General features: G+C 74.0%; 12 protein-coding genes and 1 pseudogene. 7 read left to right on the top strand and 6 right to left on the bottom strand.

What is annotated here, in order from left to right; all coding sequences use genetic code 11:
* Nucleotides 1-36: 36 nt before the first annotated feature.
* The 3 genes and pseudogenes from ACQP1P_RS19630 to ACQP1P_RS19620 form a co-directional block, all read left to right on the top strand.
* Nucleotides 37-249, top strand: a pseudogene (locus ACQP1P_RS19630) (EsaB/YukD family protein); the annotation flags it as partial.
* Between the two features lie 602 nt (nt 250-851).
* A complete protein-coding gene (locus ACQP1P_RS19625; protein WP_433088134.1) occupies nt 852-1,427 on the top strand; it encodes a hypothetical protein in 576 nt (191 codons plus the stop codon).
* Entirely contained in the window at nt 1,424-2,668 is a 1,245-nt protein-coding gene (locus tag ACQP1P_RS19620; protein WP_433088133.1) for a S8 family serine peptidase, read from the top strand. Before ACQP1P_RS19625 ends, ACQP1P_RS19620 begins: the two co-directional genes overlap by 4 nt.
* Here ACQP1P_RS19620 and ACQP1P_RS19615 read toward each other — a convergent pair.
* Nucleotides 2,660-2,830, bottom strand: a complete 171-nt coding sequence (locus tag ACQP1P_RS19615; protein ID WP_433088132.1) for a hypothetical protein — start codon at nt 2,828-2,830, stop codon at nt 2,660-2,662. The genes ACQP1P_RS19620 and ACQP1P_RS19615 overlap by 9 nt on opposite strands.
* A gap of 188 nt (nt 2,831-3,018) precedes the next feature.
* The gene (locus ACQP1P_RS19610) at nt 3,019-3,171 is read right to left on the bottom strand and encodes a hypothetical protein (RefSeq protein WP_433088131.1); all 153 of its coding nucleotides are present in this window, start codon (nt 3,169-3,171) and stop codon (nt 3,019-3,021) included.
* 93 nt (nt 3,172-3,264) lie between these two features.
* On the opposite strand from ACQP1P_RS19610, the gene ACQP1P_RS19605 reads away from it, so the two are divergent.
* Together ACQP1P_RS19605 and ACQP1P_RS19600 are read left to right on the top strand one after the other, a co-directional pair.
* The gene (locus ACQP1P_RS19605) at nt 3,265-3,717 is read left to right on the top strand and encodes a hypothetical protein (protein WP_433088130.1); all 453 of its coding nucleotides are present in this window, start codon (nt 3,265-3,267) and stop codon (nt 3,715-3,717) included.
* Between the two features lie 76 nt (nt 3,718-3,793).
* Complete coding sequence (locus ACQP1P_RS19600) at nt 3,794-5,314, top strand: histidine kinase (protein WP_433088129.1); 1,521 nt, start codon at nt 3,794-3,796, stop codon at nt 5,312-5,314.
* A gap of 282 nt (nt 5,315-5,596) precedes the next feature.
* Here the strand turns inward: ACQP1P_RS19600 and ACQP1P_RS19595 are convergent, their stop codons facing one another.
* Nucleotides 5,597-6,046, bottom strand: coding sequence for an SRPBCC family protein (locus ACQP1P_RS19595; RefSeq protein ID WP_433088128.1), 450 nt, complete (start codon nt 6,044-6,046; stop codon nt 5,597-5,599).
* Between the two features lie 336 nt (nt 6,047-6,382).
* Between ACQP1P_RS19595 and ACQP1P_RS19590 the strand changes: the two genes are divergently transcribed.
* Nucleotides 6,383-6,544: a hypothetical protein gene (locus ACQP1P_RS19590; RefSeq protein WP_433088127.1), complete on the top strand. Its 162-nt coding sequence runs from the start codon at nt 6,383-6,385 to the stop codon at nt 6,542-6,544.
* Nucleotides 6,545-6,742: 198 nt separating this feature from the next.
* On the opposite strand, the gene ACQP1P_RS19585 is transcribed toward ACQP1P_RS19590, so the two are convergent.
* A complete protein-coding gene (locus ACQP1P_RS19585) occupies nt 6,743-7,720 on the bottom strand; it encodes a YihY/virulence factor BrkB family protein (protein ID WP_433088126.1) in 978 nt (325 codons plus the stop codon).
* Nucleotides 7,721-7,986: 266 nt separating this feature from the next.
* On the opposite strand from ACQP1P_RS19585, the gene ACQP1P_RS19580 reads away from it, so the two are divergent.
* Entirely contained in the window at nt 7,987-9,120 is a 1,134-nt protein-coding gene (locus tag ACQP1P_RS19580; protein ID WP_433088125.1) for an AI-2E family transporter, read from the top strand.
* Nucleotides 9,121-9,246: 126 nt separating this feature from the next.
* On the opposite strand, the gene ACQP1P_RS19575 is transcribed toward ACQP1P_RS19580, so the two are convergent.
* Entirely contained in the window at nt 9,247-10,731 is a 1,485-nt protein-coding gene (locus tag ACQP1P_RS19575; protein WP_433088124.1) for a S8 family serine peptidase, read from the bottom strand.
* 233 nt (nt 10,732-10,964) lie between these two features.
* Nucleotides 10,965-11,768 (bottom strand): SDR family NAD(P)-dependent oxidoreductase, encoded by an 804-nt coding sequence (locus ACQP1P_RS19570; protein WP_433088123.1) that lies wholly within the window; start codon nt 11,766-11,768, stop codon nt 10,965-10,967.
* Nucleotides 11,769-11,901: the final 133 nt, after the last annotated feature.

Raw genomic sequence — 11,901 nt, 5'->3', positions numbered from 1 at the left:
CACGAGCAGCACCGGAATCGCCCGCGGGGGAGCTTGATGACACGGAGTACGGCGACGTTACCGTCCGCTGATACCGGGCATGGCGGCGCCTTCTGCCGCATCCGCCTGGCCGCGCCGGGAGTCCAGGTCGATCTGGCGGTGCCGTCGGCGGTACCGGTCGCACGCCTGCTGCCCATGCTGCTGCGCCAGGTCGGGCAGGCCGACGCCGACGCGGGCGGCTGGGCGCTGTCCACCGCCGAGGCGCAGCGGCTCGACCCGGCCTCGTCGCTGTCCGAGGCCGGCGTGGTCGAGGGCGGCCTGCTCGTGCTGCACCGCGCCTCCGAGCGCACCGCGCCGCCCGTCTACGACGACGTCGTCGAGGTCATCACCGAGGGCGGGGTGTCCCGGCCCTGGGGCAGCCGCGAGCTGCGGCCGGCCAGCGCGGTCGTCGTCGCCGTGGCCCTGCTCGGGGTGCTCGGCGCCCTGGCCGCCGCGGGAGGCGTCCTGCCCGGCGCGCTCGCCGGCGGCATCGCCGGGCTGCTGCTCGCGATCGCCTGGGCGATGTCCCGGGCCGCCGGCGACCTCGCCGCCGCGACCCTGGCCGCCGCGCTCGCCGTGCCCGCCGCCGCCCTGTGCGCCGCCGAGCTCCTCGGCGGCTCCTGGGGCCGCGGGCACCTGCTCATCGCCGGCGCCGCGGCGCTGCTCGTCGCCGCGGCCGGCCCGGCCGTGGTCGGCGGCGGCGACCACGTGTTCGCCGCGCTCGGCATCGCCGGCCTGGCCGCGGGGCTCGGCGCGCTCATCGCGGTCCTCGCCGACGTCCGGCCCGCCGCGGCGGCCGCCGCCGTCGCGCCCTCGCGCTCGCCGCCACCACGATGCTGCCCGCGCTCGCGCTGCGCTCGGCCCGCCTGCCCCGCCAGCCGCTGCCCCGCACCGCCGAGGACCTCGCCGCCGTGCCGGGCCAGCTCGACCTCGAGCGGGCGACCCGGCAGATCGCGCGGGCCCGGCGGCTGCTGTCCGGGCTCCTGGCCGGCTGCCAGGCGGTCGTCGCGACCGGCGCGCTGGTGCTCGCGGCCGACGACTCGCTGTGGTCGCGGCTGCTGGCCGGCGTCCTGACATTGCTGGCGCTGCTGCGCGGGCGGCTCTTCCGCGAGCGGGAGCAGGTCGCGACGGTCGCCGTCGCCGTGTGCGCCACGCTGCTGATCGGCGCCGCGATCCTCGTCGTGCGCTTCGCCGGGCACCCCGCGCTGCTGACCGGCGTGCTGGCGCCCTCGCTGGCCGCGATCGCCCTGCTGGCCGCGCTCGTCGGCGGGCTGACCGGGCGGCGGAAGGGCACGCCGCGGCTGGCCCGGGGCCTGGACGTGCTCGAGACGACGATGATGCTGTCGGTGGTACCGCTGGCTCTGGCGGTCTGGGACGTGTACCGCGCCCTGATGGACCTGCGGGCGTGAGGCGGGCCCTCGCCTCGCTGGTGTTCGTCGCGGCCCTGCTCGTCCCGGGCCCGGCGGAGGCCCACGCCCCCGGCGACTGCCGCAACCCTCCGGCCCCCGGCCAGCCCCTGCCGTCCAACGCGCCCCGCGACCCGACGATCGCGCGGCTGGGCCTGGAGCGCGCGTGGGACCTGTCGACCGGCGCCGGGGTGACCGTGGCCGTGGTCGACTCGGGCGTGGACGGCGGGCAGGCCAAGCTGCAGGCGGCGTTGTCGCCGGGCTTCGACTACGTCCCCTCGGCGACGCCGCCGGGCTTCCAGCGCGTGCCGGGCGGCCTCGGCGACTGCGGCGACAACGGCGCGAGCCACGGGACCGCGGTCGCCGGACTCATCGCGGCCCGCCCCGGCGACGACGACCGCGTGGTGGGCGTGGCCCCGGGCGCGAAGGTCGTCCCGGTCCGCTTCCTCGACGGCATCGACAACGCGGCCCCGGAGATGATCGCGGCGGCCATCCGCACCGGGGCCGAGTCGGGGCAGGTGCTCAACCTCTCCTTCGCGCTGCCGGTGGACCGGCCGCAGATCCGGGAGGCGATCCAGTACGCGCTCAGCCGCAACGTCGTCGTCGTGGCCGCGGCCGGGAACGAGTCGTCCACCGGGGACACGAAGTGGTACCCGGCGGCCTACCCCGGCGTCCTCGCCGTGGCCGCGCTCAAGCAGGACGGCACGCCGCTGGCGCAGTCCAACCGGGGCGACTGGGTCGGGATCGCCGCGCCCGGCGAGGGTCTCACGGCGCCGTCGTCCGGGGGCGGCTTCGTCGGCGTCTCCGGCACCAGCTTCGCCACCGCGCTCGTCTCGGGGGTCGCCGCGCTGGTGCGGGCCCGCTTCCCGAACCTGTCGGCGGCCGACGTCGTGCGGCGGCTCACGGCCACGGCGGTGCCGCTCGGCGCGGCCCACGACGACCGCGTCGGGGCCGGGATCGTCGACCCGTTCGCGGCGCTGTCGGCCCGGGTCGCCTCGCCCGCCCCCAGCGCCTCCGCTGGGGCCGCGCCCGCCGGACAGGTGCGCGTGCTGCCGCGACCGGACGCGGGCGGCGGGATCGGCGAGCGCTGGGGCGTGCTGCTCGGCGTCTTCGGCATCCTGGTGCTCGCCGCGCTGCTGGCCTACCTGGGCCGGCTGGCCCTGCGCGCGGCCCGGCAGCGGCGGGCCGGCCCGGAGGCGTCCGCGGAGCCCACCGACGAGCCGCCCGACATTCACCTAGCCTGACCGCCGCGGCAGCAGGTCGGCGAGGCTGGCGGTCTCCAGGTGGGCGATGTCCCCGCCGGAGTCCCCGCCGGAGTCCAAGGCCGCGTCCTGCACCATCGCCAGCGAGGTGCCCAGCACCGGCACGTCCGCCGGGTCGTCGGCCAGGAAGGAGGCACTCGGCACACGATCCAGTGCACGCGCTGCGCGTCGATATCGGCCGCCGAGGCCAGCCATCGGCCGTCGGGCGACTCGATCAGCGACATCATCTCGTCGACGCCGCGGAGCCCCTGGATGTGGGTCCGGGCGGCTGAACCGGGCGCTGATGGCCGCCGGGCTCGTCGACTTCGTCCAGGTGACCGTGTTCCCGGTGATCACCGGCCGGACCGGGACCGGCGCCGCACGCCCGGCAGCACCGCGGTGACGGTCGGCGCGGTGACCGCGATCCAGATGGGGCCGATGGCGTCGTCGGGGAGCACGAGGTACAGGGTGATCGGCACCAGCGACCACGCGCCGTACCCGACCATCCGCGCCCCTCCGCCCCGGCTATTCGGTCACGGCCCGCGGTTGTCTAGGGTGATCCGATGGATTCGTCTTCGGTCGAGCCGCTGTCCCTCGGGGTGCAGATCGGGCTGCGGGTGCCGGTCATCCTGGTGGGGCTCGCCGGCGTGCTCGTCGCGCTGCTGATGATCCGGCGGCTGGGTGTGCTGAGCGGGCTGCTCGGGGCGGCCGGGAGCCTCGTGATCGCGGCCGACCAGGCGTCGAACATCGTGTGGATTCTGCATCTGCGGTCGCTGACGTCGGGCGGGGATCTCGACATCGACACCTTCAACACGGCCAACAACGCCTACACGGTTGCTGACGTCGTGCTCATCACGATCGGGGTGGCGTTGGTGGTGGCTTCCTTTGCCGTGCGTCGGCCGGGTGGGGACGCCTCGGCCGGGCTCGGCGCGGGGGCGGCTCCCGCTCCCTATTTCGGCCATTCCCCCTTCGGGCCGCCCTCGGCGCCGCCCGGGCCGTCTTCCGCGCCGCCCGCGCCGCCCGGGCCGTCTTCCGCGCCGCCCGGGTCATAAATGCCGCAAATCGGGCGCCGTGAAACTGTCATACCTTCGCTCTAGACTTCCGGCAGCGGCTCGGGAAGGGAGTGGGATGACGGCCGAGACGGAGACCTGGCAGCGCCCCATCCCGGACGCGCGCCGCCTGCGCATCGACATCGCCGTCGGCGTGATCGTGGCCGCGATAGCCCTGCTGAACCTGACCCTCACCCGCAGCACCGGCTCCTACTTCGGCCACCCACCGGCCCTGCCCGAGCAGATCGTCTGGGCCCTGCTGTGCACCCTGCCGCTGTGCTGGCGCCGCCGCTGGCCCGACGCCGTGGCGCTGGTCATCTCCATCGCGTTCATCTGCGGCCAGAGCCGATACGCCCCCGAGCAGCAGCTCACCACCGGCGCCCTGTTCTCGGCCATCTACACCCTGGGCGCCTGGGGCCGCGACCACCGCCGATCGACCTGGCTACGCTCCGGCATCATCGCCGGGATGTTCATCTGGCTGGGCATCTCCTACCTGACCGCCCTGCCCCGCCTGTCCGCGGCCGAGTTCGTCAAGGCCGACGGCCCGGTGTCACCGATCCTGGCCGCCCTCGTCAACGGCGTGCTCGTCAACGTCCTCTACTTCGGCTTCGCCTTCTACTTCGGCGAGATCGCCTGGACCGCCGAGCGCCGCCGCCAACTGGTCGAGGCCCAGGCCGCCGAGCTCGTCGCCGCCCACGAGGAGGAGGCCGCCCGCACGGTGCTGCACGAGCGCCTGCGCATCGCCCGCGAGCTGCACGACGTCGTGGCCCACCACGTGTCGGTCATGGGCGTGCAGGCCTCGGCCGCCCGCCGCGTCTTCGACCGCAACCCGACGAAGGCGAAGGAGGCCCTGGCCGCGGTCGAGCAGAGCGCCCGCACCGCGGTGGACGAGCTCCATCGCATGCTGGGCCTCTTGCGCCACACCGACCCGGCACCTTCCGCCGGCGCGCCGCCCACGCCCTCCGCCACACCCGGCGCGCCTTCACCCGCGCCGCGCTCCGCCGGAGCCGCGGCCGGCTCGCGCTCGTCCGCGCCCGGCTCAACCCCGGCGGCGGGTGGCTCGACCGCGGCCGCCCGCGGTTCGGACGCGTCCGGCGCCGCGCCGGTCCCGATCCCCACGCAGGCCTCGGCCCCGGCCGTCTCACCCCCGGGCGGCGCCCCGGACTCCTCCCCCGCGACCGCCCCGGCCGCCGTCGGCCTCCACCGGCTGCCGGAGCTCCTCGACTCGGTCCGCCACGCCGGCCTGGAGACCTCACTGGGCGTCTTCGGCAACGAGATGGACCTGCCGGAGTCGCTGTCGCTGACCGGTTACCGGATCGTCCAGGAAGCGGCGACAAACACCCTGAAGCACGCGGACGCGACGAAACTCGACGTCCGCATCCGCTTCCACGCCGACGAACTCGAACTCGACATCGCCGACAACGGCCGCGGCCCGACCCGCCGGGCAACGGGCGGCCTGGGCCTGATCGGCATGCGCGAGCGCGTGTCCGCCCACGAGGGCACCCTGGAGACCGGCCCCCGCACGGGCAGCCCCGGCTTCCGCGTTCGCGCCCGCTTCCCCCTCCAGCGCCCCGCCCGGGCCACCACCACGCCCGCCTGACACCGCCGCCGCGAGACCACGCCGACGGCCAGAGCGCCACGGACTCCAGCGCCCCGCCCGGGCCACCACCACGCCCCGCCCGACACCGCCGCCGCCAAACCACGGCAACGGCCAGAGCGCCACGGACTCCAGCGCCCCACCCGAGCCACCACCACGCCCCGCCCGACGCCGCCCCCGCGAGGCCACGCGACGGCCAGAGCGCCACGGCGAGCTTGGTCCGGTCGGCGAAGGCGCTCGCAGACCCGTGCCGCCTTCGGCAGGCTGGTGGGTGGTGCTGCCCGGTCAGTGGACGGCCGGGACCTGCCGCCGGACGGCGATGTCGGCGAGCCGGGACAGCATCTCGCCGCTGCGCGGGCCGAGCAGCGCCGCCTGGACCCGGCGCGGGAGATACCGGCCGATCCCCTCGGTGAGGTCGTACGTCAGGGTCACCCGGGTGCCGGCCTCGACCGGTTCGAGCTCCACCCGCACCGTCGCCGCACCGAGCGGCCACGCCCGCGCGTGCAGCTCGAGCATCTGGCCCGGGATCACCGCCCGCACCGAGGTCACGTCCGTGATGTGCAGCGGCCACGGCCCGACCTGGTGCTGCAGGCGGGTCCCGACCGCGGGCCAGCCCGCGTCGACGTCGCGGATGTGGGACGCGCCGACCACCCAGCTGGCATACGTCCAGCCGTCGGCCAGGACCGCGAAGATACGATCGGGTGAGGTACGGACGAGTTTGCGTCGCCTGGCCACTGCCGTCTCCCTTCGACGCTGGGATCCGCAGGCTTCCCGATCCCCGCCGGATTAAAGCCGGTCGGCCCGCGCAAGGTCGCGGCCGTACGTGAAGCCGATCCGCGATTGCGGACCCACCCTCGACCGGCCACGCGGTCCGGTGGCCGGAGCCCAGCACGTTGGTCGGCCGCGACGTGTTTCCTCGCAACCGGTACGGCGAGGTCGAGGACGAGCTGCACGACGACGCGAAGGCGGGTTGCCCGCTCGCCCTGACCGGCGGCTGGACGGATCGTGACGCGTGTCAGCCGGGCAGGGGCGTCAGCGCGGCGGTGTTGCCGGCGAAGCAGACGATGATCAGTGGACATCACCCGCCTGCAGTCGCATCAGCGGGCGTTCTTCGCCGCGGCGCTCGGTTGGCCGGCGATCTACGCCGGGCGGGACATGCCGGCCGCGCATGCCGGGCTGAACATCACCGACGCCGCCTTCGACGCGGTGGTGGCCACCTCCGCGCCACCCTGACCGATCTCGGCGTGCCGGACGACGACGTCATGGAGATCGCGGCGGCGCTGGCCCCGCTGCGCGCCCAGGTCGTCTCGGTCGCCGAGCTGACCGCCTGAGCGCCGCGCCCCACCGGACCGGGTCCGCGGGGGCGGCCCGGCACCGTCTCGTGGCGTGCGGGGTCACGGGCGTTTCCGGCCGGGCGGCGCCCGCCGGCGCCTATTGTCGCGCCGGCCGGTCGAAGTCGACCCGCACCGTCTCGAAGCTCTTGAATCGCTGCGCGGTCGCCGCCATCGTGTAGATCCGCCGGTCGGCCTCGGTCAGTTCGACATCGTCGGCGAAGATGGTGAGCAGTGCCCGGGGCCACAGGCGGTAGTTCGCGATCATGTTGATCTCGGCGCAGAGCATCAGCACGAGCGCCTGCAGATAGATCCAGGCGAAGGCGGCCAGTACGAGTCCGAATGCGCCGTAGAGCGCGCTCGCGTGGCTGAGCCGGGCGGCGACGAAGCGGGCGCCTGCGGTCTGCAACGCCACCCAGCACGTCGCGGCGATCAACCCGCCGGCGATGACCTGGCGTACGCGCAGCGTCCGGGCGGTCAGCAACTGCAACGCCGCGGTGAACAGGCCGGCATTGATCGCGAACGTCAACAGGTAGCCGACGACCCGCAGTCCCACCCCGGACTGGCCGGTGAGCTCATCGATGAAGGCCACGAACGCCGTCGCCGCCGCCGACAACAGCACCGCGCTGCCCAGGATCAGCAGCAGACCGAGGCTGCGCAGCCTGGACCGCAGCGAACTGGGCTGCTCGTAGCGCGGTACGCCGTAGATGTGGTTGAACCCGGCCTGCGCGGCCTGCATCGCCCCCAGCCCGCCGTAGAGTGCGCCGAGAATGCTGAGCGCCAGACGCGTGCCGCTGCCGCGCAACCCGCTGACGTTGCGCTCCAGCTCCGGCCCGATGGCCGGCAGATCCCCCACCGCCGTGTGCACCAGTTGCTGCTGCAGGTCAGGGTACGCCTCCAGGACGAAACCCAGCGTGGTGAGGAACAGCAGCATCAGCGGGAACAGCGAGATGAAGCCGTAGTAGGTCACCATCGCGGCAAGATACGGACCACGGTCGTCGACGAACTTGTAGACCACCGCCAGCGGGAAGCCCAGCCAGGAGTGGCGACGCTGATAACGATCCAGCCACGCGACCACGACGGGCACCTACCCCACCACCCCCGCGTCACGCTCGGCCCTCCGCCCGTCCCGGCGCACGCACTCTTCCGGCGGCGCCGTCCGATCGGGTAGCTGGAGTCGCTGCTCAAGCGAGCCGTCCGAAAGGATTGTCCGCGCCGCGCGGGGGTAGGACCCGTCCCATCCTTCCCGGATGGCGTCCGGCAGCCGGCGTTGTGGACGCTGACCAGGGCTACGCGCGGCGTGACCTGTTGAACGGCGCCCGCCAGGCGGAGGGGGTGCCGAGCATGGCTGAGCGGGGAGCACGGCACCTGTCCCACCGGCTGCGAACGGTGGGCGCCGTGGCCTGGTCACTTGTCGGTGTGGCGCTGTTGCTCGTCGGGGCGATCTTCCTGCTGGTCGTCCTGCGGTCGATCGTGATCTCGCTGCTGGTCGCCCTGTTCCTGGCCACCGGGTTCCTGCCGGTCGTCGACGGCCTCGCGCGGCGTCGCGTGCCCCGCAGTGCCGGCGCCGCGGCGGCGCTCCTGCTCGTGATCGTGCTGGGCGCCGGAGCGATCGTGCTCGTGGTGTGGGGCGTGGCGAGCCAGGGGGAACAGATCAGCCAGAGCCTGAACGCGGCCGTCGGCGAACTGCACCGCATCCTCACCTCGGCCGGAGTCAACGGCAGCATCGCCGAGTCCGGCCGCCACTCCGCGCGCCAGGCGGAGAACAACCTCCTGGCCGGCCTGCTGCCGGCGCTGGGCAACCTGCTCGGCGCCAGCGTCAACATCCTGCTCGGCGTGTTCGTGGCGCTGTTTGTCTGTTTCTTCCTGCTCATGAACGGTCACGCCATCACCGCCAGGGTCGCCGGACGGCTCCCGCTGCCCGGCGACCTGGGTCAGCGCCTGCTCGGCCGGGCCGCCACCGTCGTGCGGCACTACTACGGCGGGCTGACCCTGATCGGGGCGGTCAATGCCGCCGCGGTGGCGATCGGCGCGCTGGTGCTGCGGGTGCCGCTGGTGGGCGCGATCGCGGTCATCACGTTCCTCGGAACGTACGTGCCCTACCTCGGCGCCGCGGTCGCCTCGATGTTCGCCGTGCTGATCGCGCTCGGCAGCGGCGGGCAGTCGGCCGCACTGTGGATGATCCTGGTCGTCGTGCTCGCCAACGTCGTGCTCCAGAATCTCGTCAACCCGGTCGTCTTCGGCGCCACGCTGCGCATGAGTCCACCGGCCGTCCTGCTCGCCACGCTGGTGGGCGGCGCACTGGCCGGCGTCGCCGGCCTGGCCCTGGCCACGCCGGTGACGGCGATCGTGATCCGCAGCATCGAGATCCTGAGGGAGCCGCATCCGGTGACGGACACGGACGACCCGGCGCCGCCCACCGGACCGGCGTCCGGCGGCCACCCGGATCGAGCGGTCCCGGACCGGGAAGGGCCCTGACGGGCGGCAAGAGCAAGGCGTCGCCGACTACATCGCCTGGCTCGCGTCGATGGCTGCCCGCGATGCGCAGGCAGCCATCGAGTTTCCAGGAGACGGTGTGGTACGCCGAACGGTGCTGCCGGGTTGTCAGACCCAGGCGGCCCCGGCCCAGCCGTCACTGGACCAGGTGCGGCCCGACCAGGTGCCGGAGGACCAGGTGCGGCCGGACCAGGTTCGCCCGGACCACGCCGGGTCGCTCCAGCCGGCAGCGGCACTGCCGCCCCAAGGGGCCGCGGTCCAGGTGCCCGCCGCCCAGGTCTTCGATGCCCAGGACGTGCCCGTCCAGCCGTCGCCGGCGAGCCGGTAGCCGAGCCACAGGCCACCCGACCAGGACGGCGTGGTCGATTTCGCCCACTGCGCGGTGCCGAAGGTCCCCCAGACGGTCCGCTCGCCGGTGAGCTTCACGCCGTCGATGGTGAGGCTCGCGGTACCGCGCGCGCCCTGCAGCGAACCGGTGCCGCTCGAGAGCCGCGAGGCCGGGGCGGCGACGGTGGTCCCGGTGCGGGCCAGGGCGCCGTTGACGTTCAGCGCGGACAGCCCGAGCGTCTTGGCGGTGCCGAGGGTCAGCGCCGAGCCGCCCCTGACCAGCCAGTCCTTGACCTGGTCGGGGGAAGCGGCCGGCTTGGCCTGCAGCAGCAGGGCGGCGGCGGCGCTCACCACGGCGGTCGCCTGGGAGGTCCCGCTGCCCTTGAACAGGGTGGTGCCGACCCGGGCGTCGGGGTACAGGTTGTCGACATTCGAGCCGGGATCGCGCAGCGACGCGATCGACGTGCCCGGGGCCAGCAGGTCGACCTGGCCCGCGGTACCGCTCGCCAGGTTCGTGAAGGTCGCGAGGGTGTCGTCGGCGGTGGTCGCGGTGCCGTTGGTCACGGTCGCGCCGACGGACAGGATCGAGTCGTCCATCGCCGGGTTGGTCAGCGCCCCGGCCGCGTTGCCGTTGTTGCCGGCGGCCGCGACGACGACGATGCCGGCCTGCCACGCCTTCTGCACCGCGAAATGCAGCGGGTCGATCCACGACTGCACGACGCCGCCGGAGCCGTAGGACAGGTTCAGCACCCGGATCGGGTTGGCGGGGTCGTCGTTGCGGTGCTGCACCACCCAGTCGATCGCGGCGATCATCTGCGACACGTCGACCGCCCCGGTGGCGGTGCCGATCTTGAGCGAGGTGAGCTTGACGTCCGGAGCGATGCCCTTGGACCCGGAGGCGCTGTCGTTGCCGACGATGATGCCGGCCATGTGCGTACCGTGCCCGTACGTGTCGAGATAGCGCAGGTTCGCCGCCTGCGACTCGAACGACAGGTCCGGCCCGTTGACGATCTGGGCGGCGGGCAGGCCCGGTACCGGCGCGACACCGGTGTCGATGAGCGCGACGCCGACGCCCTTGCCGGTCAGGGCGGCCGCCGCGCCGGTGTCCGCGCCGATGCTCGAGCGGACCTGGGCGAGCGTGGTCGCCGATGCCGTGGTGCCCGCCGGCGCGACGACCGCGCCGGCGACGGCGCTGTTGCCGACGAGTGCGGCCGGCACGGCGAGCACGGCGGCCACCGTGGCCCGCAGTCTCGTATGTCTCTTCACGGGTTGGTACTCCGTCCTTGGAAGATCTCCTCCAGGACTCCTACCGTGACCGGTCGTGGCGTGATCGTCACCGGCCGCGCCGTGGAAGTGCCCGACCGCCCGACACGAAACGCCTACCTGGTGTCCACCATCCGGGCGGGCGCTGACCAGCCGGCAACGGGCCCGCACCCGTACGGCATCCGTGGCGCGCGCCATCGCCGACGCGCGCCGGCGCCGGGCCGCCTCGCGCGCTCCTAGGACGCCGACCCCGGCTCGGCCATCTTGCGGTGCATTCCGGCCTTGGTCGTGTCGGGCAGCGCCTTGCCGGCGACCGCTTGCACCTTGTTCTTGAACGACCCCGCGACCACGTGGTCGTCGCCGCGCATGAGCGCTTCGAATCCCTGCTCGGCCACCTGGGCCGGGTCGTCCTTCGGTCCGGCGCCGACCTTGGTGTCCTCCATGTCGGCGCGGGCGAAGAAGTTCGTGTCGGTCGGTCCCGGCATGAGCGCGGTGACGGTGACGCCGGTGTCCTTGAGCTCGTCGCGGACCGCCTGGGCGAACGACTGCACGAACGACTTCGACGCGTTGTAGACGGCCTGGTACGACCCGGGCATGGTCGAGGCGATCGAGGAGGTGAACAGCACCCTGCCCCGTCCGCGCCGCACCATGGCCGGCAGCACCCGTTTCGCGAGGTGCACCGTCGACGTCACGTTGACGTCGATGATATTGAGCTCGTCGCGCAGGTCGGTGTCGTGCGCGAAGGCGCCGCCGGCGCCGCGGCCCGCGTTGATCGCCACGGCGTCGACCGCTCGTCCGGTCTCACCGATCGCCCGCCACAACGCCTCGACGCCGTCGAACGTGGCGAGATCGGTCCGCACGGCCTCCACCTGGGTCCGCCCGTCACGGCGCAGACCCTGGGCCGCCTGCTCGATGCCGTCGTCCTCGGCGGCGATGAGCAGATCGAAATCGTGGAGCGCGAACTGCTTCGCGAGCTCGTAGCCGATCCCGCTGCTGGCCCCGGTCACCACCGCGAGGGGTCGTTGCGTCGAATCCGTCATGCCCTGCCCGCTACCCCTCGGCCTCACCCGGAAACAATCGCGTCCGGCAGCTCCACCCGCCGGAGGCCGGCGGGTGGCGCTGCCGGCCTCCGGCGGCTCCACCCGCCGGAGGCCGGCGGGTGGCCCGGACAGC

It is taken from the genome of Dactylosporangium sp. CA-052675 (assembly GCF_050947935.1).
Classification (GTDB): domain Bacteria; phylum Actinomycetota; class Actinomycetes; order Mycobacteriales; family Micromonosporaceae; genus Dactylosporangium.
This window is presented reverse-complemented; position numbering and strand designations above follow the sequence as displayed.

Bases quoted from the DNA above. Each gene is read 5' to 3' on its own strand.
- ACQP1P_RS19625 (WP_433088134.1), top strand. From the start codon at position 852: ATGCTGCCCGCGCTCGCGCTGCGCTCGGCCCGCCTGCCCCGCCAGCCG.
- ACQP1P_RS19610 (WP_433088131.1), bottom strand. From the start codon at position 3,171: ATGGTCGGGTACGGCGCGTGGTCGCTGGTGCCGATCACCCTGTACCTC.
- ACQP1P_RS19600 (WP_433088129.1), top strand. From the start codon at position 3,794: ATGACGGCCGAGACGGAGACCTGGCAGCGCCCCATCCCGGACGCGCGC.
- ACQP1P_RS19580 (WP_433088125.1), top strand. From the start codon at position 7,987: ATGGCTGAGCGGGGAGCACGGCACCTGTCCCACCGGCTGCGAACGGTG.
- ACQP1P_RS19570 (WP_433088123.1), bottom strand. From the start codon at position 11,768: ATGACGGATTCGACGCAACGACCCCTCGCGGTGGTGACCGGGGCCAGC.